The sequence below is a fragment of the Pseudomonas sp. MYb193 genome (genome assembly GCF_002966775.1).
Taxonomy (GTDB): domain Bacteria; phylum Pseudomonadota; class Gammaproteobacteria; order Pseudomonadales; family Pseudomonadaceae; genus Aquipseudomonas; species Aquipseudomonas paracarnis.
This window is the reverse complement of the sequence record NZ_CP023269.1, coordinates 3004202-3027512: the sequence shown is the minus strand read 5'-3', so window position 1 is coordinate 3027512 and position 23311 is coordinate 3004202. Positions and strand designations below refer to the sequence as shown.

At 61.7% G+C, this 23311-nt stretch carries 22 protein-coding genes and 2 pseudogenes; 11 read left to right on the top strand and 13 right to left on the bottom strand.

Annotation, left to right across the window (positions count from 1 at the left end):
• Positions 1–3: 3 nt before the first annotated feature.
• From CLM72_RS13780 to CLM72_RS13750, 7 genes are all read right to left on the bottom strand, one after another.
• Positions 4–1383 (bottom strand): APC family permease, encoded by a 1380-nt coding sequence (locus CLM72_RS13780; protein ID WP_105226818.1) that lies wholly within the window; start codon positions 1381–1383, stop codon positions 4–6.
• Positions 1384–1529: 146 nt separating this feature from the next.
• Positions 1530–2912: an aspartate aminotransferase family protein gene (locus CLM72_RS13775; protein ID WP_105226817.1), complete on the bottom strand. Its 1383-nt coding sequence runs from the start codon at positions 2910–2912 to the stop codon at positions 1530–1532.
• Between the two features lie 36 nt (positions 2913–2948).
• Positions 2949–3788, bottom strand: coding sequence for a helix-turn-helix transcriptional regulator (locus tag CLM72_RS13770; RefSeq protein WP_105226816.1), 840 nt, complete (start codon positions 3786–3788; stop codon positions 2949–2951).
• 101 nt (positions 3789–3889) lie between these two features.
• Positions 3890–5221: an LLM class flavin-dependent oxidoreductase gene (locus CLM72_RS13765; RefSeq protein ID WP_105226815.1), complete on the bottom strand. Its 1332-nt coding sequence runs from the start codon at positions 5219–5221 to the stop codon at positions 3890–3892.
• 22 nt (positions 5222–5243) lie between these two features.
• Positions 5244–6200 (bottom strand): ABC transporter substrate-binding protein, encoded by a 957-nt coding sequence (locus CLM72_RS13760; protein ID WP_105226814.1) that lies wholly within the window; start codon positions 6198–6200, stop codon positions 5244–5246.
• Between the two features lie 279 nt (positions 6201–6479).
• Positions 6480–7808 (bottom strand): ATP-binding protein, encoded by a 1329-nt coding sequence (locus tag CLM72_RS13755; protein ID WP_105226813.1) that lies wholly within the window; start codon positions 7806–7808, stop codon positions 6480–6482.
• Positions 7805–8515, bottom strand: a complete 711-nt coding sequence (locus tag CLM72_RS13750; RefSeq protein WP_371920461.1) for a response regulator — start codon at positions 8513–8515, stop codon at positions 7805–7807. Before CLM72_RS13750 ends, CLM72_RS13755 begins: the two co-directional genes overlap by 4 nt.
• Before the next feature lie 165 nt (positions 8516–8680).
• Here CLM72_RS13750 and CLM72_RS13745 point away from each other — a divergent pair, with 165 nt between their 5' ends.
• The 3 genes from CLM72_RS13745 (at position 8681) to CLM72_RS13735 (ending at position 10640) form a co-directional block, all read left to right on the top strand.
• Positions 8681–8992, top strand: a complete 312-nt coding sequence (locus CLM72_RS13745) for a hypothetical protein (protein WP_034127413.1) — start codon at positions 8681–8683, stop codon at positions 8990–8992.
• Positions 8992–9660, top strand: coding sequence for a DUF3313 domain-containing protein (locus tag CLM72_RS13740; protein WP_105226811.1), 669 nt, complete (start codon positions 8992–8994; stop codon positions 9658–9660). Before CLM72_RS13745 ends, CLM72_RS13740 begins: the two co-directional genes overlap by 1 nt.
• Before the next feature lie 110 nt (positions 9661–9770).
• Positions 9771–10640, top strand: coding sequence for an oxaloacetate decarboxylase (locus CLM72_RS13735; RefSeq protein WP_072446687.1), 870 nt, complete (start codon positions 9771–9773; stop codon positions 10638–10640).
• A 4-nt stretch (positions 10641–10644) separates the two neighbouring features.
• Here CLM72_RS13735 and CLM72_RS13730 read toward each other — a convergent pair whose 3' ends face one another.
• On the bottom strand, positions 10645–11121 hold the full coding sequence (locus CLM72_RS13730; protein WP_105226810.1) for a helix-turn-helix domain-containing protein: 477 nt from the start codon (positions 11119–11121) through the stop codon (positions 10645–10647).
• A gap of 107 nt (positions 11122–11228) precedes the next feature.
• On the opposite strand from CLM72_RS13730, the gene fabF reads away from it, so the two are divergent.
• From fabF to CLM72_RS13710, 3 genes are all read left to right on the top strand, one after another.
• Complete coding sequence (gene fabF / locus CLM72_RS13725) at positions 11229–12497, top strand: beta-ketoacyl-ACP synthase II (protein ID WP_105226809.1); 1269 nt, start codon at positions 11229–11231, stop codon at positions 12495–12497.
• A gap of 71 nt (positions 12498–12568) precedes the next feature.
• A complete protein-coding gene (locus tag CLM72_RS13720; RefSeq protein WP_014718423.1) occupies positions 12569–12949 on the top strand; it encodes a RidA family protein in 381 nt (126 codons plus the stop codon).
• A gap of 666 nt (positions 12950–13615) precedes the next feature.
• Positions 13616–15595, top strand: a complete 1980-nt coding sequence (locus CLM72_RS13710; RefSeq protein WP_105229137.1) for a U32 family peptidase — start codon at positions 13616–13618, stop codon at positions 15593–15595.
• On the opposite strand, the gene CLM72_RS13705 is transcribed toward CLM72_RS13710, so the two are convergent.
• Positions 15573–16475 carry a DMT family transporter gene (locus CLM72_RS13705; protein WP_105226807.1) on the bottom strand — a complete coding sequence of 301 codons (903 nt, stop codon included), beginning with the start codon at positions 16473–16475 and terminating at the stop codon, positions 15573–15575. The two genes, CLM72_RS13710 and CLM72_RS13705, sit on opposite strands and share 23 nt — an antisense overlap.
• A 108-nt stretch (positions 16476–16583) precedes the next feature.
• Between CLM72_RS13705 and CLM72_RS13700 the strand changes: the two genes are divergently transcribed.
• On the top strand, positions 16584–17024 hold the full coding sequence (locus CLM72_RS13700; protein WP_032875274.1) for an Lrp/AsnC family transcriptional regulator: 441 nt from the start codon (positions 16584–16586) through the stop codon (positions 17022–17024).
• A 35-nt stretch (positions 17025–17059) separates the two neighbouring features.
• On the opposite strand, the pseudogene CLM72_RS13695 reads toward CLM72_RS13700, so the two are convergent.
• Positions 17060–18235: pseudogene (locus tag CLM72_RS13695) on the bottom strand (pyridoxal phosphate-dependent aminotransferase); the annotation flags it as partial.
• A gap of 261 nt (positions 18236–18496) precedes the next feature.
• On the opposite strand from CLM72_RS13695, the pseudogene CLM72_RS13690 reads away from it, so the two are divergent.
• A pseudogene (locus tag CLM72_RS13690) lies at positions 18497–19093 on the top strand (cation:proton antiporter); the annotation flags it as partial.
• Positions 19094–19148: 55 nt separating this feature from the next.
• A complete protein-coding gene (locus CLM72_RS13685; protein ID WP_054899059.1) occupies positions 19149–19496 on the top strand; it encodes a helix-turn-helix domain-containing protein in 348 nt (115 codons plus the stop codon).
• Here the strand turns inward: CLM72_RS13685 and CLM72_RS29265 are convergent.
• The 3 genes from CLM72_RS29265 to CLM72_RS13675 form a co-directional block, all read right to left on the bottom strand.
• On the bottom strand, positions 19487–19621 hold the full coding sequence (locus CLM72_RS29265; RefSeq protein WP_014718417.1) for a hypothetical protein: 135 nt from the start codon (positions 19619–19621) through the stop codon (positions 19487–19489). The genes CLM72_RS13685 and CLM72_RS29265 overlap by 10 nt on opposite strands.
• An 11-nt stretch (positions 19622–19632) precedes the next feature.
• Entirely contained in the window at positions 19633–19845 is a 213-nt protein-coding gene (locus tag CLM72_RS13680; RefSeq protein ID WP_096144667.1) for a hypothetical protein, read from the bottom strand.
• Between the two features lie 85 nt (positions 19846–19930).
• Entirely contained in the window at positions 19931–20476 is a 546-nt protein-coding gene (locus tag CLM72_RS13675) for a hypothetical protein (protein ID WP_057975968.1), read from the bottom strand.
• 428 nt (positions 20477–20904) lie between these two features.
• Here CLM72_RS13675 and CLM72_RS13665 point away from each other — a divergent pair, with 428 nt between their 5' ends.
• Entirely contained in the window at positions 20905–22314 is a 1410-nt protein-coding gene (locus CLM72_RS13665) for a circularly permuted type 2 ATP-grasp protein (RefSeq protein WP_034127666.1), read from the top strand.
• A 2-nt stretch (positions 22315–22316) separates the two neighbouring features.
• Positions 22317–23267, top strand: a complete 951-nt coding sequence (locus CLM72_RS13660; RefSeq protein ID WP_054899057.1) for an alpha-E domain-containing protein — start codon at positions 22317–22319, stop codon at positions 23265–23267.
• Positions 23268–23311: the final 44 nt, after the last annotated feature.

The window sequence follows — 23311 nt, the reverse complement described above, 5'->3', positions numbered from 1 at the left end:
CGCTTATTCGGCCATGTGCAATTCCGGCATCCCCACCCGGAACCCTCGGGTGAGGCACAGCAAACACAGCAGCCCCAGGCCCATCCAGCCCAGGCCGATGGTGAACGACATACCCGACAGGCTCGTCCACAACCACAGCGTGCTGAGAAACCCCAGGCCCGGCAGGGCGGCGTACAGCAGATAGTTGCGTGTACCGCGCAGCTTCTGGTCGCCCAGGTAATGCTTGATCACGGCCAGGTTCACCGCCGAAAACGCGAACAGCGCGCCAAAGCTGATCATGTTGGCCACGGTGTCCAGGCTGATAAACAGCGCAATCAGCGAAAACAGGCTGACCAGCATGATCGCGTTGGCTGGCACACGTTTTTTCGTCACCAGCTTGCCGAATACCCTGGGCAATGCGCCGTCGCGGCCCATGGCGAACAGCACGCGAGACACGCTGGCCTGGGAGACCATCGCGGAGGCGAAACAGCCCGCCACATAGGTGGCGGTAAACGCACTCACCAGCAGCTCGCCGCCGACCCGGCGCATCACATCGACCGAAGCCGAGTCGGGATCGGCAAAACTATTCCATTCCGGGAAGACCATCTGGGCGCAATACGACACCACCAGAAACAGCAACCCACCGATCAGCGACACCGCCATGATCGCCTGCGGAATGGTACGACGCGGGTCAGGTGTCTCCTCAGCCATGGTCGACACGGCATCAAACCCCAGGAACGACAAGCACAGCACCGCCGCGCCGGTCATGATCAGCGGCACGCTGAAACCTTCATGGTGAAACGGCTCGAGCAGCGACACCGGCTCGGCTTGCCCGCTGAGGTTGTGGATCGACAACCCCACGAACACCACGATGAACACCAGTTGGGCCACGATCAGCACCCAATTGACCCGGGTAATCGACTCGATACCCACCAGATTCAGCGCCGTCACCAGGGCAATGGAGCCCAATACCCATACCGCGGTGGGCACGTTAGGAAAGTATTCGGACAAGTAGATGCCGATCAGCAAATAGCTGAGCAGCGGCAGGAAGATGTAGTCCAACAGCAAGGTCCAGCCGGCGATAAAGCCGAAGGAGGCGCCAAACGCCTTGCGCGTATAGGTGTAGACCGAGCCCGAATACGGGTGCGCCTTGACCATGCACCCATAGCTGTAGGCCGTCAGCAGCATGGCAGCCAGGGTCAACAGGTAGGCGGTGGGCAGGTGCCCCTTGGTCATCTGGGTCACCAGACCGTAGGTGGTGAACACCGCCAGCGGCACCATATACGCCAGGCCGAACAGTACCAGCCCGACAAGGCCCAGGGGTTGTCGAAAGCGGCGCGATGAGGTTGGTTGGGTTGGGGTCTGATGGGCGGGAGTATCGGCTACGTTTTTTATTGTATTCATTGCTGACTCCTGGGAAGTGGAATGCAGGGCGCCGCGGCGTTCGATCAAATCGACACCCTTGATGAGTCATCCATTGGGAGCGGTGGGCCGTCCGCTATGGGGCGGCCACCCTGTTCAACCGAAGCGGCATGCAGGGGCTCAGCCCTTCACAGTTTTCCCGCGATCCGTGCGGTGCGGTCTACCGCGATGCGGGTCTTGTCGACCAGCTCATCGAGCTCCGCGCGGCTGGCTACCAGGGCCGGCGCCATGATCATGCGGCCCAGGGTCGAGCGGATGATCACGCCTTCTTCAAAGCCAAAAGTGCGGCATTGCCAGGCCAGGTCGTTTTCATTGGCAAAGCGTTTGCGCGTGGCCTTGTCCTCGACAAACTGCAAGGCTGCCAGCAGGCCGGTGCCCTGGATCTCGCCGATCAGCGGGTGGTTGCCAAAGACTTCGTGCAGGAGCTTGTGCAAATACGGCCCGGTGTCGTCCTTCACCTGGCGCACGATCCCTTCGTCACGCAAGGCCTTGAGGTTGGCCAGGGCCACCGCCGCCGCAACCGGGTGCCCGGAATACGTCAGGCCATGGGCAAACACCCCGCCCCGCTCCACCAGGGCTTCGGCCATGCGCTTGCTCAATACCAAACCACCCATGGGCAGGTAACCTGAGGTCAGGCCCTTGGCGATCGACAACGTGTCGGGTTCGAAGCCGAAATACTGATGGGCAAACCACTCACCTGTACGACCGAAACCGCCAATCACTTCATCAGCGCACAGCAGCACATCGTATTGGCGACAGATACGCTGGATCTCTGGCCAGTAGCTTTCTGGCGGAAAAATCATGCCGCCGGCGCCCTGGAAAGGTTCAGCGATAAAACCGGCGACGTTTTGCGCGCCCAACTCCAGAATCTTTTCTTCCAGTTGCAGGGCGCAGCGCCGCCCGAACTCGGCCGGGTTCAACTCTCCGCCCTGGGCGTACCAATAAGGCTCGTCAATGTGCGCGACGTCCGGGATCAAGCCGCCCATTTCATGCATGAATTTCATGCCGCCCAGGGCAGACGCCGCCAGGGTGGAGCCGTGATAGCCGTTCCAGCGACCGATCATGATCTTCTTCTGCGGCTTGCCGAGCACTTGCCAGTAGCGGCGTACGGTGCGGATCAGCACTTCATTGGCTTCGGAACCGGAGTTGGTGTAGATCACATGGCTGTAGTGCCCTGGCAACAGGCTGAACAGCAACTCGGACAGCTCGATCACCGCCGGATGGGTGGTGTGAAAGAACATGTTGTAGTACGCCAACTGATCCATCTGCGCAGCAGCCGCAGCCGTCAGGTCCTTGCGCCCATAACCCAGCTGCGTGCACCACAGGCCCGACATCCCGTCCAGGTAACGCTTACCCTCGCTGTCCCACAGGTACAGGCCCTCACCGCGGACCATTACGCGCGGGCCTTCGGCATTCAGCGCCTTTTGATCCACAAAGGCATGGATATGGTGGGCCGCGTCCGAGGCCTGATAGTCCTGGGTCTGGCGTTGCGGTTCAAAGGGTAGGTTCATGGCTTTTTCTCTTGTTGTGGGTAGTCATGCGGCCGGTCAACGGCCTTTGCTCATGTAGCGTTCGAGGGGGTCTTTGCTCAGCCCGCCCTGGGCCTCGGCCAACGAGTCGATAAACAGGGAAAACAGTTCCGATTGCGTGCCGATGTCGAGCTTGCTGTAGATGTGCTTGCGGTGGGACTTGATGGTGTCTTCGGTGACCCCGAGGCGCTCGGCCAGCGAACGTGTGGAGTGACCGCGCAGGATCAACTGGGTGATCCGGCATTCGCGTTGGGTGAGCAGCGAGGAGCCGAAGTTGTTGAGTGCCGAGTGAATACGCTGTTCCAACAGGCTTTCGAAACGCGCGCCCTGAGTCTCCAGGCCGACGAAGTGCTTGCCCAGCACGGCCAATACCCATGGTGCTATGCGCTTGAATTGCTCGGTGGTGGCCGCGTCGAGCTTTTGCGTAAAAGCCAGCGACACCGCCAGGCTCAAGCCGTTGCTCGCCTGCAGGATGTAGTTGAGCTCATCCTCCAGGTGCGAATGCCGGTAAAACGACTGGTAGTACTCGCTGTGCTCAAAGTGGTCGGGGGCCACGTCGGCAAGGTCGTAGCAGCCGGAAGCCGCCCCCTCCACGCAGGCGCCGTAGAACGGGTCGAGCAAGTAAAAACCGGAGAGGTACTGGCGCACATTGCCCTGGGGCAGCCATGGCCCGTCCAGTTCGAACACTGCGCTGGGCATGCCGTCGTGGGGGTACAGGTACAAGGTCGTGGCCTGAATGGGGCGGATACACCCCAGGGCATCGAACAAGGTGGCGGCAAACCTCGCGTGCCCGATGCTCTCGGTCACCCTGGCTAGCTGTTCGAACCACTGGGCTGAAGACAGTCGATCATTATCCACTTCGAAGACTCGCCGTCATAACGGTTGGGTGCGACACCAGGTCACTGGCGCCGGGGACTGAAGTGATAGTCCCACACCCGTAAAGTCATCGAAATCACCCCTTAGGGTGAGGAGGTGCGCTGGAACCTCGGAATCGCCAAGCCCAGGCTTTCGCGCAAGGTCGAGCCCTCGTAGGCCGTGCGATAAACACCGCGCTCTTGCAGCAAAGGGATCACCTCCTGAGTAAAGCGATCAAATTGCCCAGGGTGCCCGATGTAGATATTGAACCCGTCCACCGCCCGTGCCTCGAACCAATCCGCCATTTTCTGCGCTACCGTGGCGGCGCTGCCCACGAACGCGCCTGGGCGCAATTGCCGGCCAAATTCGACGGCCTGGCGCAGGCTGAAGCCCTGCTCCCGCGCCTGGTCGACGATGCGTTTGGCAGCGGTGAAAAAACTGCTGCGCGCGGCCTCCAGGCTCTCTTGCGGGAACGGCGCATCCAGGTCGTATTGGCTGAAATCATGCCAGCCAAAATTGCGCCCGAACTCCTTGAGTGCCAGCGCAAAACTGTGATCGAACTGATGGTAGTGCTGCTCGATTTCCCGGGCATGGGCATCAGTGTCGCCCACATAAATTTCCGCACCGGGCATGATCAGTACCTGTTCCGGATCGCGCCCCCGTTGTGCCGCCCTGCCCTTGATATCGCGGTAAAACGCCTGGCCCTGCTCGATACTGGCCGCGTGGGTGAAGATCACATCGGCAGTGGCGGCGCCCAGGTCGCGGCCTTGCTCCGAGTCGCCGGCCTGGAAAATCACCGGCTGGCCTTGGGGCGAGCGCTGGATATTCAGCGGGCCCACCACCGAGAAGTGTTCGCCCTGGTGGTTCAGGCTGTGCAGCTTGCTCGGGTCGAGAAACTGCCCAGTGGCACGGTTGCGCACAAACGCATCGTCTTCGTAAGAATTCCACAGCCCCTGCACCACCTGAACATGTTCGGCGGCACGCCCGTAGCGGGTGGCATAGTCGTAATGTTCGTCGCGGCTGTAATTGCCGGCGGTACCGGCATCGCCACTGGTCACCACGTTCCAGCCGGCGCGGCCTTTGCTGATCAGGTCCAGGGAGGCGAGGCGCCGGGCGACGTTATAGGGCGAGTTATACGAGGTGGTCAGCGTACCGACCAGGCCGATATGCCGCGTGCTCACGGCCAGTGCCGACAGCAAGGTCAGCGGCTCCAGGCGATTGAGGTAATGGGAAGGCGAGCCTTCGGTGATGAACTGGCTGTCGACGATGAACAGCAGGTCGAACAGCGCCGCCTCGGCCTGGCGCGCTATCTCGATGTACCAATCGACGTTGACGCTGGCATCGGCCGGCAACTGCGGATCAAGCCACAGGTTATGGCGGCCTGGTCCACCGCAGCCCATGGTCAGGGCGCCCAGTTTGAGCTGTCTTTTAGTCATTGCGCAGTAGTCCTTCAAGCGGTCAGGGCTGGGTGGTGGCGACGGAGGGCTGCAAGGCGGCTGCAAATGAAGGGTCGAACAACGTGGCGGCCGAGTAAGACTTGACCAGGCCCAGGCCGGCAAAAAAGTCCACGGTCTTTTGCGCCTCGATGGGCGCCTGAGGCGTCAGCGGCTCGACGGTGGTGCGTGCGCGGGCAAACCAGACGCGAGCGATGTCGGCATCAGCGCGGGTGCGCTTGGCCCAGGCATCGGCATACGCGTTGGCGTTGGCCGGGCTTTGGCGGGCCCAGTCGCGGGCTTTTTTCAGGCGCTGGAGGAAGTCGCTGATGGGTTCACGCTTGGCCTCGACAGCACTGGCGTTGGCGGCAATGAAACTCTGGGCCGGGATCAAGTCTTCAGCGGTTGCCAGCACCCGCGCACCTTGGCGTTCCTGTTGCGTGACGTAGGGTTCCCAGGTGGCGATCACGTCAACCGCACCGCCTTCCAGCGCGTGGGAGGCATCCAGGGCGCTGAGGTAGCGCCATTGCAGCGAATCCCGCGCAACCCCGGCCTTGTCCAGTGCGGTCAGCAACAGTTGCTGGCTCCAGGAACCTTTCCAGATCGCAGCGCGCTTGCCTGCCAGGTCGGCCAGGCTGTGGATCGACGAGTCCTTTTTTACCAGGATGGCTACGCCGTCGAGATTCTGCCGGCTGACGGCGATCACCTTGATCGGCGCACCCAAGGCGCCCAGGAACAACACAGGGGCATCCCCGAGCAGGCCCAGGTCCAGGCTGCCGACGTTGAGCGCTTCGGCCACCGGCGACCCGGCCGTGAACTGCTTCCAGTCCAGCGTGTAAGGCAGGTCATCGAGCACCCCCGCCGCTTCCATCACGGCCTGGGCGTTGTAGCTCTGGTCGCCGACCACCAGGGTTTGGGCCTGCGCCGTCAGGCACAGCAAAGAGGCGGCCAACCCGGCCGCCAGGGTTTTGAGGTAACGCACGTTCGTCTCCAGATGCCTTGTGGGGCATTCAAATCGATCCGCACGCACGGTCTCGGTTTTAAAAAGCTTTTATCTGTGGCAAGGGAGCTTGCTCCCGCTGGGCTGCGTAGCGGCCCCATGCTCCTGACAAAGAGCAGGGCCGCTTCGCGCCCCAGCGGGAGCAAGCTCCCTCGCCACAGGTTTTTGGGTGTCCGGGCTATTTTCGTGGGGCTGAAGGCGAGATGTAAAATACTAATAACGCATAACCTAATTCATTAATAATGCGCATATCGCATCACGCTAGCGCGGCAATTCAACCCGAGCCGCCAACCCGGAACCACGTCGATTGCTCAGGCTCAGCTCACCGCCCTGCTCGCGCACAATGGCCCGCGCCGCCGAGAGCCCAAGCCCCACCCCACCGGTATTGCGGTTGCGTGAGGTCTCGAGACGAAAGAACGGGTCGAACACACGCTCCAGGTCCGCCTCGGGAATCCCCGGGCCCTCATCGTTGACTTCGATGCACACCCTCTGGTCGTCAACACTCAGAGCAATGCTGGGGTGCCGGGCATACTTGGCGGCATTTTCCAGCAGGTTGACCACCACCCGTTTAAGCGCCAATGGCCGGCCGTGATAGACCAGATGGGGCGGCCCCCGGAAGTCGACCGCCAGCTGCTGGTCGCGATAGTCGTCGATGATGGTTTGCAGCAGTTCAGACAGATCGAATGCCGTGCTGTGCTCCAGCACCGTATCGTCGCGGAAAAACGCCAGCGCGGCATTGATCATCGACTGCATTTCCTCGACATCGCGAATCAGCTTGTGCTGATGGTCCAGATCCTCCATGAACTCGCAGCGCAGGCGTATCCGCGTCAAAGGCGCGCGCAAGTCATGGGAAATGGCTGCCAGCATCTGGGTGCGTTCGCCGATGAAGTGCTGGATCTGCGCCTGCATGGTGTTGAAGGCGATAGTGGCCTGGCGTATTTCGTCGGGGCCTTCGATGTCGATCGGCGGTGCGCGCAGATCGCCGCCGAAGCGTCTGGCGGCACTGGCGAAACGCTGCAACGGCTTGGCCAATTGCCGGGTGGCCACCCAGGCGACCAGCAAGGTGGCGATCAACCCCAGGATGATGATCACCGCAATCCGCGTGGGTGCGCTCAGGCCCCAACTGCGTTCGGGTGGGATGAAGGACAACCAGCTGCCATCAAGTAACTGCACCAGCGCGACATAATGCGCGTCGGGGCTGCCACGGGGCCAATCGTCCGGGCTGTACACCTGAATGGTGCGCCCCGTGCCAAACAACGCCTGTATCCCCGGGACTTCGCCCGCCTGTAGCACGTTGCCGCCGCTGGGCAGGCCGAAATCCACGGGGTCGGTATGCCACGTCACCTGCAACCGGGCATCGCTGGCCGCTGCCGCCAGGTGCGAGCGCAACGGCGCAGGCGCGGCCTCGATCACTTTCAACGTCGCGGCCATCTGCTCCAGCAACCCCGTGCGGTCGATGGGCGGACGCGCCCACACCCCGGCCACCTGCACGAACAAGGCATTGAGGGCCAGTGAGGCGAGCATCGCGGCGAGAATGGTGAGGGCGATCCGCCGGTTCAGGGTGTCGCGGCGCAGCAGGCGGCGAATCATGCGCGGGTCACCGGGGCAGTGAACAGGTAGCCGCCGTTGCGCACGGTGCGGATCAGGTCCGGGCGTTTGCAGTCGGGCTCGATCTTGCGCCGCAGCCGGCTGACCTGCACGTCGATGCTGCGGTCGAAGGCGTCGTGGCCCTGGCCATGGGTCAGGTCGATCAACTGGTCGCGGGTGAGAATGCGCTGGGGGTGTTCGAGAAACACTACCAGCAGGTCGAACTCGCCACCGGACAACGGGATCATGACGCCCTCCGGCGAACGCAGCTCGCGACAGGTGATATCCAGATGCCAACCGGCGAAGGCAATCACCGGGCGTGAGCGCTCGTCGGCCGCGATGACCGGCTGTCCCGCACGCCGTTGCACAGCGCGCAGGCGGGCCAGCAATTCGCGCGGGGCGAAGGGTTTGGTCAGGTAGTCGTCGGCGCCCAGTTCCAGGCCAACAATGCGGTCGCTCAGCTCGCCCATGGCCGTGAGCATGATGATAGGGATGCCGAACTGCGCCCGCACTTTCTGACAGAGGCTGAGGCCGCCTTCGCCGGGCAACATGAGATCAAGAATGATCGTGTCCGGCCGCTGTTGTGCTATGGCCGCCCACATGGCCTCGCCGTCGGCGGCCACGTCGACTTCATAGGCGTGCTGGACGAAGAATTTCTTCAGCAATGCCAGCACTTCCACGTCGTCATCGACGATCAGCAGTCTGCTCACGTTCACAGATTCCCAGGCCAAAAAAAGAACGACATCTAAAACCATTCCGGCGCCGGGGTCATTTATTTCAATCGAGCAACATTCCTTCGCCACGGACACAACCCGGACATCTTTGGGCAAAACCTGTCGGGCATGCTGCACACCTCCCACTCACGAAAGACGCCTATGAAAGTTTCGAGCAGCAGGTACACCGAGCAAGCAGCAGGCGATGCGCGGCCATTGGTACTGAGCCAGCGCACCTCTTCCCCGGCTCAGGATAGCCCGATGCTGTTCCAGGAATCCTGCCTGGGGCTGAACGCGGACCTGGACCGTATCGTGCTGCGCCGCTACTTCGAACACTACAGCCCCGACGCCGGGCGCTGGGTCGAGTACGCCCACTCCATTCCCATCGCCGAGCTTGTCCACTGGATCATGACCCATGGCCAGTTGCACATCGAATCCTCACACGACACTCCAAACGAACAGGCAACCCATTGATGGCCCGTAAATGCTCACTCCTGCTACTGATGGCGGCCACCCTGAGCCTGATGGCTTGCAGCACCAACAAGGTCGAACCCGAGCGATATACCGGCTTTCTTCATGACTACAGCCTGCTGAAAGAACAACAGAGCCCGTCGGGCCAGACCGTACTGAGTTGGATCAGCCCGGCCTTGAAGCGCGGCCGCTACAAGCAGGTCTACCTGGCGCCCAGCCAGTTTTTCCCGGCTGTCGAACCCACCGCTCAGATCCCCCAAAGCACGCTCTCCCACGTCACCGGCTACTACGACCTGGTACTGCGCTCGGAACTTGGCAAATACGTTTATCTGGCCTCAAAACCTGGCCCTGACACCCTCACAGTACGCCCTGCGATCACCCGCATCGCCACCAGCCCCCAGGGACTGCGGTTTTATGAGTGGCTGCCGATCACCCTGGTCGCAGCGGGCGTGAGCGCCGCCACAGGCATCCGCGATCGAGACAGTGAAATCGCCACGGAGCTGTCATTGGAAGATGGTTCGACCGGCGATGTCGTGGCGGCCATGGTGCGTAAAGGCACCGGCGCACCCCTGGCCAATGACAAGCAAGTCATGACCGCCGACAACGTCAAGGACGTGCTCGACGGCTGGGCTCGCGACCTGGGTACGTCGTACAGTGCAGTCGCTCGATAACCCTCGCCGCGCTCAAACGTCATAATCACAGGGGCATCTGCGTGGTAATCTCCCGGCACCACGAATAGACATTGATCGTCACTTGACGATGACCAAAGCCAGGAAAGACCATGCCCAAGATTTCTCACTCAGCGCTACGCCGTAATTTCCGTGACCTGCTGGCAACGCCCCTGTGCGTTGAAACCGCCTCCGTATTCGACCCCATGTCTGCCCGCATCGCGGCCGACCTGGGGTTTGAAGTGGGAATCCTGGGCGGCTCGGTCGCCTCCCTGCAGGTGCTGGCGGCCCCCGATTTTGCGTTGATTACCCTGAGTGAGTTCGTCGAGCAAGCCACCCGCATCGGCCGTGTGGCCCAGTTGCCCTTCATCGCCGATGCCGACCACGGCTACGGCAACGCCCTGAACGTGATGCGCACCGTCGAAGAACTGGAACGTGCCGGCGTCGCAGCGCTGACCATCGAAGACACCCTCTTGCCCGCGCAATTCGGGCGTAAATCCACGGACCTGATTTCCGTCGAAGAAGGCATCGGCAAGGTCAAGGCCGCGCTGGAGGCGCGTGTCGACCCGGCGCTGTCGATCATTGCGCGCACCAATGCCGGCGTGCTGCCCACCCGCGACGTGATTGCGCGGACCAAGGCCTACGAAAAGGCCGGTGCTGACGGCATCTGCATGGTCGGCGTCAAGGACTTCGACCACCTGGAGCAAATCGCGGAGAACCTCAGCGTTCCGCTGATGCTGGTGACCTACGGCAACCCACAACTGCACGACAGCGAGCGCCTGGCCAGCCTGGGCGTACGCATCGTGGTGGCCGGGCATGGCGCCTACTTCGCCGCGATCAAGGCCACTTACGACAGCCTGCGTGCCCAGCGTCAACTGACCCACAGCACCTCGAACCTCAGTGCGACGGAATTGACCCACACCTACACCTTGCCTGAGAGCTATGTGGCGTGGGCCGAAGAATTCATGGATGTAAAAGAGTAATCAATCACTCACGGCTCAGCCGTTGGCGCATCCCTGCGCTGGCGGCTGGGCCGGGCTGTACCACGCACTGATCCATCGCCACCCACGCCCCTTCCTCCGTCGCCATCATCGGCTGCACCGGTCGGCCCGTCTCACGGTCCACTACTTCGACACTGATGCCCTCCTCGGCGTAATGCCGATTGCCCCACGCCACCAACGCCATTAGCACCATACGAAAGTCTTCGCCTCTGGCCGTCGGCACGTATTCGTAGCGTGGCGGCCGCTCGCTGTAGGCGCGGCGCTCCAGCATCCCCGCGTCTACCAAGCCATTAAGGCGGCGCGTGAGCATGTTGGGCGCGATGCCCAGGCTGCGCGAGAACTCGTCAAAACGGCGCAAGCCGTGCAAGGCGTCGCGCATGATCAGCATGCTCCACCACTCCCCTACCCGTTCAAGGCTACGGGCGATGGGGCATTCGGCACTGATGAGGGATTTGCGCTGCATAAGTATTCCTGTGTGCGAGTACAAACTTGTATGACGCCATGTTACTTTCATGATGATAGTGACGTCCATACGCTGTGTATCCTTCAAGCAACAGGAGTCGATTGAGCATGAGTAAACGTATCGTCGTGACGGGCATGGGCGCGCTGACGCCGCTGGGGTCGAGCGTGGAATCCACTTGGCAGCGCTTGCTGGACGGGCAGTCGGGCATCCGCCGCTTGCCGCAAGAGTTGATCGGTGATCTGGCGGTCAGCATCGGCGGCCAGGTGCAGAGTGTGTTGCAAGACCCCGAAGCCGGTTTTGATCCTGATCGACTGTTGGCAGCCAAGGAACAGCGCAAGATGGACCGCTTTATCCTGTTCGCCCTGGCGGCGGCGGATGAAGCCCTGAAGCAGGCCAATTGGGCCCCCAGAACACCCGAGGAGCAGGAACGCACGGCAACTATCATCGCCTCCGGTGTCGGTGGTTTTCCGGCCATTGCCGATGCGGTGCGCACTACCGACAGCAGGGGCCCGCGTCGTTTGTCGCCCTTCACCATTCCATCGTTTCTGAGCAACATGGCCGCCGGGCATGTGTCGATCAACTATGGCTTGAAAGGCCCGCTGGGTGCGCCAGTAACCGCGTGTGCCGCCGGGGTTCAGGCTATCGGCGACGCAGCGCGAATGATTCGCGCCGGGGAAGTCGACGTCGCGGTATGCGGCGGTGCCGAAGCGGCGATTCATCGCGTCAGCCTTGCCGGCTTCGCCGCAGCGCGAGCGCTGTCCAGCGATTTCAATGCCACCCCGCAGCTCGCTTCGCGACCCTTCGATCAGGCGCGCGACGGCTTTGTGATGGGCGAAGGCGCCGGTATTCTGGTAATTGAAGAACTCGAACATGCCCTGGCGCGGGGCGCGCAGCCGATTGCCGAACTGGTGGGCTATGGCACCAGTGCAGACGCCTATCACATGACCGCAGGGCCTGAAGACGGTGACGGTGCGCGCCGGGCAATGACTCAAGCGTTGCGCCAGGCGGGCATCGAGGCGTCGCAGGTGCAGTACCTGAATGCCCACGCGACCTCCACACCTGTGGGCGACAAAGGCGAGCTGGCGGCGATCAGGACGCTATTCGGTACTGGCGGCAGCCCGGCCATCAGCTCGACAAAATCCGCCACCGGCCACTTGCTCGGTGCTGCGGGGGGCATCGAAGCCGTCTTCACCGTGCTTGCCCTGCGTGACCAGATCGCGCCAATGACACTCAACCTGGAAAACCCGGACACCCTCGCCGACGGCCTGGACATGGTGCGCGATGAGGCGCGGCCCATGCCGATTGAATATGCGCTGTCCAATGGCTTCGGCTTTGGCGGCGTGAACGCCAGCGTACTGTTCCGACGCTGGATATAAGCCGGGGTTTGCCCCTGGAGTGAATTTCACCGACCATGGCGCCTTTCTGTTCCTGCCAACACGAGGTGCCCATGGCCAACCACGACCTGTCCTATACCCCTGACCCAGACGCCGATTCCATCTCCTCCGACGTGATCGGCTTCAACGGCATCCTGGTCTCCACCCAGATTCCCACCCATGCCGATGGCAGCCTTGAGCTGGGCGATATCACCCTGCAAAGCGAGTGCACCCTGCAAGCGCTGAAAGTTGCCTTGGAAAAGGCTGGCAGTTCGATGGACCGGGTTATGCACCTGACCATCTACCTCACCGACATGGCCGACCGTGCTGCGTTCAACGAGGTCTACAAGCGCTTTTTCGCCAAGCCCTGGCCAGTGCGGGCGGCAGTGGGCGTTGCCGCCTTGGCGGTGGAAGGTATGCGGGTGGAAGTGACGGCGATGGCTGCCAAGGCTTGAATCTGTGGCGCCGTTAGCGCCAGCGGTGGTGAATGTTCCATCGCCATCGCAGTATAGGTATCTACACAACTGTGCAGTTCGCCGCAGCCCCCAGTAACTACGATGCGAAGCGAGCCGCTCTTGATCTGCTTTTGATCTCAGGCGCCCCGTTAAACCACGCTGGCCGGAATTCGACAGGGATTTGGGGGGTAAACCGGCAGGGATGCCGGTTTAGCCGCCCCGCGCCATGGATGGCGCGTGGCGGCGGCCCCCCAAATCACTGGCGGATTACGGGCACACCGAGCCTAAGCGAGGTACCGAGTGGTGGGGCAAGAGCGCTTTGCTTACTTTCGCGCTTTTCGAAAGTGAGCCGCCGTCAGGGCGGAACCCAAGGTGGCCGTTACCGCAGGAATGGATATTTACTCGGTATAACAGTGTCGCCTGTCAGGTCATCATCGCAGGCAAGCCAGCTCCCACATTTGGAACGCGAGGCATCAGGTCGATAGAGGTCGGCTGTCAGGCCGTCTTCGCAGGCAAGCCAGCTCCCACATTGGGCCTTCGTTGCATTGAGCATTACGTTCGCTTAACGGACTTGCATCAGGCCCGACAGCCCTGCGGTAGATGCCGCCCAGGCATTTCACAGCTACAATGCGCGCCTCGACCGTGACAAGCCTGACTAAAAAAACTATGTCCTTGCCCAAGCATCACCTGGAATTGCTCAGCCCTGCCCGCGATGTCGCCATTGCGCGCGAGGCTATCCTGCACGGCGCCGACGCCGTTTATATCGGCGGGCCGAGCTTTGGCGCCCGCCACAATGCGTGTAACGACGTGAGCGATATCGCTCAACTGGTGGAATTCGCCCGCCGTTACCACGCCCGCGTCTTCACCACCATCAACACCATCCTGCATGACAACGAGCTGGAACCTGCGCGCAAGCTGATCCATCAGCTCTACGATGCCGGTGTCGATGCGTTGATCGTGCAAGACCTGGGCGTGATGGAGCTGGATATTCCGCCGATCGAGCTGCACGCCAGTACCCAGACCGACATCCGCACCCTGGGCCGGGCCAGGTTTCTCGACCAGGCCGGTTTCTCGCAGTTGGTACTGGCCCGCGAGTTGAACCTGCAAGAGATCCGCGCCATTGCCGACGAGACCGATGCCGCCATCGAGTTCTTTATCCACGGTGCCCTGTGTGTCGCGTTCTCCGGGCAGTGCAATATCTCCCACGCGCAAAATGGCCGCAGCGCCAACCGTGGCGACTGCTCCCAGGCCTGCCGCCTGCCCTACACCCTGAAAGATGACCAGGGCCGCGTGGTGGCCTTTGAAAAGCATCTGCTGTCGATGAAAGACAACAACCAGAGCGCCAACCTGCGTGCCCTGGTCGAAGCGGGCGTGCGTTCGTTCAAGATCGAAGGCCGCTACAAGGACATGGGTTATGTGAAGAACATCACCGCCTACTACCGCCAGCGCCTCGACGAGATCCTCGAAGACCGCCCGGACCTGGCCCGCGCTTCCAGCGGCCGTACCGCGCACTTCTTCCTGCCCGACCCGGAAAAAACCTTCCACCGTGGCAGCACCGATTACTTTGTCAGCGACCGCAAGATCGACATCGGTGCCTTTGACACCCCGACCTTTACCGGCCTGCCCGTGGGCACCGTGGAAAAAGCCGGCAAGCGCGACTTGCAGGTGGTCACCCATGAGCCACTGTCCAACGGCGACGGCCTCAATGTGCTGATCAAGCGTGAAGTGGTGGGTTTTCGCGCCAATATCGCCGAGCCCAAGGGTGAGTTCGAGGAAGACGGTGAGAAGCGCTACCGCTACCGCGTCGAGCCCAACGAAATGCCGGCCGGCTTGCACCAACTGCGCCCGCATCACCCGCTCAATCGCAACCTGGACCACAACTGGCAACAGGCCCTGCTCAAGACCTCGGCCGAGCGCCGTATCGGTTTGTCATGGGTCGCGCGCCTGCGTGAAGAGCAGCTGCAAATCACCGCGACCAGCGAAGAAGGCATCAGCGCCAGTGTCACCCTGCCCGGCCCGTTTGGCGTGGCCAACAAACCGGAACAGGCGCTGGACACCCTGCGCGACCTGCTCGGCCAACTCGGTACCACCGAGTATCACGCCACCCGTATCGAACTGGATGCGCCGCAAGCGTTCTTCATCCCCAACTCGCAGCTCAAGGCGTTACGCCGTGAAGTGATCGAAGCACTGACCGCCGCACGTCTCGCCGCACATCCGCGGGGTGGGCGCAAGGCTGAAACGTCGCCGCCGCCGGTGTATCCCGAGGCGCACCTGTCGTTCCTGGCCAACGTCTACAACCAGAAGGCCCGGGACTTCTACCACCGTCACGGCGTGAAGCTGATCGACGCGGCCTTCGAAGCCCACGAAGAAACCGGCGAAGTGCCGGTGATGATCACCAAGCACTGCCTGCGTTTCTCGTTCAACCTGTGCCCTAAACAGGCCAAGGGTGTGACCGGCGTGAAGACCAAGGTCGCGCCGATGCAGTTGATTCATGGCGATGAGGTATTGACCCTCAAATTCGACTGCAAGCCGTGCGAGATGCATGTGGTGGGCAAGATCAAGGGGCATATCCTCGGGCTGCCGCAGCCGGGCAGCGCCGTGGAGCATTTCAACCCGGAAAACCTCATCTATCAGGGCACGCACTGACCTGACGGGCGCGGGGCCACCACCAGCCCCGCTGCAACCCGGCAGCCGCCAGCAGAATCGCCGCTACACCCAGCCATTGCAGCCACCCCAGGCGATGCCCGAAGGCGATCCAGTCCACCAGGATCGCCGCAATCGGGTAGATGAACGACAACGCGCCCGTCATCGCCGTGGGCAGCTTCTGAATGGCCCCGTACAGCAACACATACATCAAACCGGTATGCACCACGCCCAATGTTGCCAGCGCCGCCCAGGCAGTGGTCGACACGGGCAAGCTATGCCAGGGTACCAGGGGCGCCAGCAATATGGCGCCGGTGGTCACTTGGATCAACGCCATCAGATGCGGCGGTACGTCCTTCAGGCGTTTGATGATCAGCGCGGCCACCGCGTACAGAAATGCCGCTCCCAGGGCCAAGGCGATGCCGGCAAGATAATTCCCGCCTCCCGACTGTTCACCATGGGCGGTGACAATCGCCAACATGCCCAGGAACGCCACACTTAGCCACGCCATTTTTTGCAGGGTGATCTTCTCACCGAGAAACACCGCCGCCAGCATCACCAGTATGAACGGCTGCACGTTGTACACCGCCGTGCTGATCGCAATGGACGCGCGGGAATAGGACTCGAACAGCAGCAGCCAGTTACCGACGATCGCCACGCCGCTGAGCACCGCCAGCCCCAGCTTGGCCCAGTTGAGCAGATCCAGGCGCAAATAACCCAGCAATGCGCACACCAGCAACAGCGTCAGGGCCCCGATCACGCAGCGCCAGAACACCACCTCGATCACCGATACGCCCGACACCAGCACAAACCAGCCGATGGTGCCGGAGATCAGCATGGCGGCGATCATTTCCCAGGTCCCACGACGGATTGATGTATCCATGATTGATGCTCCTCAAGTGAGGCTCAATTATGGCAATCTGCTCGACACGGCTACAGCGACTAAAAAAGGCAAAACCCACAAATGACCTTTTCTTATTAGGCAAAAACCATGATCGACACCATCGACCAGCAACTGATCGCCGCCTTGATGGACGACTCACGCCTGTCCCTCAAGACTCTGGCAGGCATCACCGGGCTGTCGTCACCCAGCGTCAGCGAACGCCTGCGCCGCCTGGAAGAACGCGGCGTGCTGACCCACTACACCGTCGACATCGACCCCAAACACTTCGGCTACCTGCTGCAAGCCATCGTGCGCATTCGCCCCCTGCCCGGCAAATTGCAGGAAGTGGAGCGCCAGATCCAGGCGATCCCCGAGTTCACAGAGTGCGACAAGGTTACCGGGGACGACTGCTTTATCGCACGCCTGCACGTACGCACCATGGAGCACCTCGACACGCTGCTGGACCGGCTGAATACCTATGCCGAAACCAACACCGCTATCGTCAAGAAAACCCCGGTGAAACGGCGTTTGCCGCCGTTGGCTGACTAAATGAGTTGTTCAGGTCATGCCCAGTGCACGGCCCGCTCACTGGTCAGCTTTTCCACAAACCCCACAATCCGCCGACAGGCTTGCGCCAGGCGCTCCTCGCCCAGGGTAAAGGACAGTCGAACGAACCCCTGGGCCGGCTCGCCGAAGGCTGCTGCGTCCAGCACCGACACGCCCGCTTCACGAAACAGGCGCCAGGCAAAATCCAGCGACCCCAGCCCCGTACCGCGCACATCCACCAGCACGAACATGCCCGCTTGCGGCGCCAGCACCCGGATGCCTGGGCAGGTGCTCAAGGCGGTCACTACCAGGTCACGTCGGCGTCGGTAGGTCTCCCGCATACCTTCAGTGACTTCATCGTGGGCCAACACCGCGGCGGTCGCCGCCTCCATCACAAAGCCGGGCAAGCCGTACATCATGCTCAACAGCAGGGTTTCGGCGTGCTGCACCATTTGCACTGGAGCGATGAGCCAGCCGATACGCCAGCCGGTCATGGCGTGGGACTTGGACAAGCTGCCGATCACAATGCAGCGCTGCGCCATGCCCGGTAATGCCGCGAGGCTGTGGTATTGACCGTCGAACACCAGGCTTTCGTAGACCTCATCCACCACCACCCACAGATCATGGGCGATGGCCAGGTCGGCAATGGCTTGCAGCTCCTGCAGGTCAAGCACCACGCCAGTGGGGTTGTTCGGATTGGAAAAGAATATCGCCCGGGTACGCGGGGTGATCGCGGCGGCGAGCAAGGACGGATTCAGGCGAAAGCCGGCTTCAGCACTGCAGGGCACCCGCACCAGGGTGGCGCCGCTGGCCTTGAGCGTGGCTTCGTAGGTGACGTACATCGGGTCGAGCACCAGCACTTCGTCGCCGGCCTGCAACAGGCACAGCGAACTGATGAACAGCGCGTTCTGCGCACCGGGCACGATGATCACGTTGTCGGCGGCCAACGGCTGGGCAAGGGTTCGGCTGTAACGGGCTGCGATCGCCTCGCGCAGTGCGGGGCGACCGGCGATCTCGGTGTAGTGGGAATCTCCCGCGTGCAAGGCATTGACGGCGGCGTCGGTGATAAAGGACGGCGTGGCGAAATCCGGGTCGCCGACGCTGAGGATGATGACGTCTTCGCCCTGGCTGGCGGCGTCGAACGCGGCGTGGTGGATGTCCCAGGCGGCAACGCCCTGCCCTGCAATGCGCTCAACGAAGGGGGAAAACTTCATGCCAGAGCCTCTGATGAAAGAAGAAAGACGCAGATCCGTAGATGCGCGGGCGACAAAAGGCCAACTTAGTGCATGGCAAACCTTCGTTCAATGGCTAAATAGGGCCTTGTCCCCATGGCAGGCAATCACATTGAACCCCCTTCCGGTCGCCGTTCTCAAAGCTGCATAGACCACGGCCCTGGAACACGCACAATGACTTTCATTCTATGGCTGGCCGTATTGGGCGCCGTACTGCTTACCCTGGCCCTCCCCTCCTCATAGGGCGGCTATGGCTTCCTGTCGGTATTCGCGGCGGGCCTGGGGTTGCGTCAGGCCGAGGTGAAGTCCACCGGCAACGCCCGGACTCCCGCCGAGCACTTGGCCCAACCGGTGGTGGGCCACCTTGAAATCGAGCCCGAGCAAGCCTTGCATGGTGACGTCAGCCAGTTGAAGGACACCCAGATCGCGGCAGGCGTGATGATGGGCGACATGCTGGCCTTCGGCAGCCTGGTGGAGCGGGCCATGGAGGTGTTCCTGGTGACAGTCTTGGGCATCGTGCTGGTCAGCCACTGGGAGTGGGCCGCGTTGGCGGTGGCACCGTTGCTGTTTTGTGTCATTCGCCCCGCCAGTGTATTCGCCATGCCTTGGGGCCGCCTGTTGGACCGGCGGCAACGCAGCCTGGTCAGTTGGTTCGGCATTCGTGGGATCGGCAGCATTTACTACCTGTTCTATGCGCTCAACCACGGGCTGGTGGGCACCAGCAGTGCGGTGGCGGTCAACCTGACGTTGTCGGTCATCGCGTTGAGCATCCTGGCCCACGGGTTGAGCACCCAGCCCATGCTGGCGTGGTATGAGCGTCAAGCTGCGCAAAAAAATTGAATCCTGCACCGCGCCGGGGTTTCAAACAGTCAGGACCCACAGTGCGAGTCAACTAATGAAAAACATCGCCCAACGATTGCTTGAGGAACGTCAACGCCTGGGATATTCGCAGCAATACCTGGCGCAGGCAGGCGGCGTGACCACACGCGAGCAACGGCAATATGAACTGGGCGAAGACCTGCCCCATGCCAACTACCTGGCAGCTTTGGCCGAACACGGGGTGGATGTGGTGTATGTAATCACCGGCAAGCGCAGCACGGTGGTTAATATCAGCCGCGATCAGGCGCAGACGCTGATCGATAACCGCGTGGTGGGCCAGGAGGTGTCGCTGGACGGCGGGGCCGAGGAAGACGTCTACTTCAAGCTCAGCAATCCCTCGGGCCCGCCGCCGGATCAGTCCTGATTTTCAGTGTTGCCAACGTCCGCCGCTTCATCCAAGTCGTTCAGCGGCACCTCGGCATCGTCCATCAGCGAACCCGGGTCTTCGTTGCCGGGGTCGTTGAGTTCATCGTCCAGTTCTTTTGACATGTGGGTCTCCTCTAACCGCCTTGGGTATCGATATCGGCATCGGTTTCAGGCTTGTGCTCGCGCTCGGGCCTGAAGTCTGGACTGTAGTCGTTTTCCTTGGCCTTTGGGTCGCTCGCAGGCGTTGGATCCTTGGGCGCATCGGCGGCGGTGCCAGGGGCCGGCTCGCCGCCGTCGATGGCGGGGTCGTTGCGATTGTGGGTCTGGGGATCTTTAGGCTGGGTCATGAGGCACCTCTTTGCAGGCCGGTGAAAAATCTGTACCGCATAGAGCTAAGGCGTCACGCCCACGGCTGAAGTTCCGTCCGCGTGGTCAGCGCAGTGGATTGTCCACTTGGATATAAAACGCATAAATGCCCAACACCAGCCAGAACACCATGAACAACCACGGCGCGCGCATGGAAAACAGCAACGACTTGCGATAGCCCTTGTGGCTCGACTCCATCTCGGAAAACAGTGGCGACTCATCGTAGGCCATGCCCATCACCGGCTCGCTGCGCAGCAATTCGCTTTGCTTGTAGTGCCAGTGGTCGATGATTTCATACGCCGCACGGATACCGGGCCAGGCATTCAGCGAACTGAGAATACCCAGCGAGACCAGGAAGATCGGCACCACCAGCGTGAACAGCTTGCCCCATTCCGGGTTGAGGTTGCCCATGCCGGAGACAAAGGCAATCACCAGGAAGGATTGCGCGGTCAGGTAGGCGTCGGTGCGGTTGGCCAGGATGCTGGTTTCGTACTGGATCTCGCGCCGGTAAAAGTCGAGGCGGTCCTTGGGCGAGCCGAATATCTTGGCGTTGTGTTCGCTGTGGTCGTTCAGGGCCGCTTCCGGAGTGTGGGGGGAGATGATTCTGGACACGACGGTGCTCCACAAGGTGACGAAACTTCTTAGAAGAATCGGGGTTCGGTGAAGTTCAAGTGGGTTGGCGCACCAATCTGAAACACGCCGCGCCCCATTGTGGTGAGCCCCCTCCTGTGGCGAGCGAGCTTGCTCGCGCTGGAGTGCGCAGCGCTCCCGCTTTTATTGGGGCCGCTGCGCAGCCCGGCGCGAGCAAGCTCGCTCGCCACAGGTTATTGATGCCTAGTTCGCATTCCGGCACAGGCATTGCTTTATCCATTCACCCCCCGGAAAACAGGAGCATACGTTACCCCCCGACCCAGAGCCGCCCCCATAAGAAAGTAAGGACCAGGCCTGTTGGCACCTTCAGCCACGGGCTCATAAAAACATGCGTTTTTTTAAGCGGCAGTGCCACCCAAAGCCACACTGGGCACTGACAAGGTACTGGAATGGCTCGATCTTTCTTCGATGAAATGAATGACGCAAACGGCGTATGCCGTGCGCACTATCAGGACTTCTCTCGCTGGCTGGCCAATACGCCGCCGGAACTGCTGGCCCAGCGTCGCCGTGAAGCGGATTTGCTGTTCCATCGCGCCGGGATCACCTTCACCCTGTATGGCGACGAACAAGACACCGAACGCCTGATTCCCTTCGACATCATTCCCCGCAGCATCCCCGCCAGTGAATGGAGCCTGATCGAGCGTGGCTGCATCCAGCGGGTCAATGCACTGAACATGTTTCTCGCCGACATCTACCACGACCAACGCATCATCAAGGCCGGGATCATTCCGGCAGAGCAGGTGCTGGGCAACGAGGGCTATCAGAAGGCGATGGTCGGCCTGGATCTGCACCGCGACATTTACTCGCACATCTCCGGTGTCGACCTGGTGCGCGACGGCGACGGTACCTACTACGTGCTGGAAGACAACCTGCGCACCCCCAGCGGCGTGAGCTACATGCTCGAAGACCGCAAGATGATGATGCGGCTGTTCCCGGAAGTCTTCGCCAAGCAGCGCATTGCACCCGTGGACCACTACCCCAACCTGTTGCTCAAGACCCTCAAGAGCGCCAGCCGCCTCGATAACCCGAATGTGGTGGTGTTGACGCCTGGGCGCTTCAACAGCGCCTTCTTCGAACACGCGTTCCTTGCCCGGGAAATGGGCGTGGAGCTGGTGGAAGGTGCCGATCTGTTCGTGCACGATCTCAAGGTGTTCATGCGCACCACCGACGGCCCCAAGCCCGTGGACGTGATCTACCGGCGCATTGACGACGCCTTCCTCGACCCCCAGGCGTTCAACCCCGAGTCGATGCTCGGCGTGCCGGGGTTGGTGGCGGCTTACTGCGCCGGCAATGTGGTACTGGCCAACGCCATCGGCACCGGGGTGGCTGACGACAAGTCGATCTATCCCTATGTACCGGCGATGATCCGCTTCTACCTGGACGAGGAACCGATCCTGCAGAACGTGCCGACCTTCCAATGCCGCAAGCCCGATGAACTGTCTCATGTGCTGGCCAACCTCGAGCAGTTGGTGGTCAAGGAAACCCAGGGCTCCGGCGGCTACGGCATGCTGGTGGGCCCGGCGTCGACGGCCGCCGAGATCGAAGACTTCCGCCAGCGCATCAAGGCCCGTCCCCATGCCTACATCGCCCAACCCACCCTGAGCCTGTCCACCTGCCCGACCTTCGTCGAAAACGGCATTGCGCCCCGGCATATCGACCTGCGCCCATTCGTACTCTCGGGCAAGGAAACCCGCCTGGTGCCCGGCGGCTTGACCCGCGTGGCGCTGAAGGAAGGCTCGCTGGTCGTGAACTCGTCGCAAGGCGGCGGAACCAAAGACACCTGGGTGGTGGAGGGCTGACTATGTTGAGTAGAACCGCTGCAGATCTGTATTGGATGTCCCGCTATCTGGAGCGCGCCGAGAACCTGGCGCGCATGCTGGAAGTCAGCTATTCGCTGTCCCTGATGCCCCAGGCCGGGCGCAGCGATGGTCTGGATGAGTTGGCGATGTCGTTGCTCAGCAGCGGCACTCTGGACAGCTACCTGGAACGCCACCACACCCTGGATGCCGAGCGCATGCTGCACTTCTTCGCCCTCGACGAAGAAAACCCGGCGAGCATCTACAACTGCCTGCGCGCCGCCCGGGGCAATGCCCACGCCGTGCGCGGCCGCATCACCGCCGACATGTGGGAAAACCTCAACGCCACCTGGCTGGAAATGCGCAGCATTGCCGCCGGCGGCCTGGCGCGACACGGCATCAGCCACTTCTGTGACTGGGTCAAGCAGCGCTCACACCTGTTCCGTGGCGCCACCTCCGGGACGATCATGCGCAATGACGCCTACCGTTTCATCCGCCTCGGCACCTTTGTCGAGCGCGCCGACAACACCCTGCGCCTGCTGGATGCCCGCTATGAGATGTTCGGCGAAGAGTCCGAAGAAGTCAGCGACCTGTCGGCCCGCGGCTATTACCAGTGGAGCGCCCTGCTCCGCGCGTTGTCGTCATTCGAGGCGTATACCGAGCTGTATCCCAATGCCTTGAATGCCCGCTCGGTGTCGGAACTGCTGCTGTTGCGCAGTGACGTGCCGCGCTCGCTGCATGCGTGTATCGAGGAGTTGAGCCATATCCTTGCGGACCTGCCCGGCAGCTATGGACGCACGGCGCAGCGCTTGGCTGCCGAGTTTGAAGCGCGGCTGCGGTATACGGGGATTGATGAGATTCTGGAGGATGGGTTGCATAGGCGGTTGACGGAGTTTATTGAGGGCGTGCGGGAGTTGGCGGGGGCGGTGCAGAGTTCGTATTTGGAAGTGATCTGAAACCTGTCTTGGGATTTGAAATGCAGGCAGCTTTATATATAAAA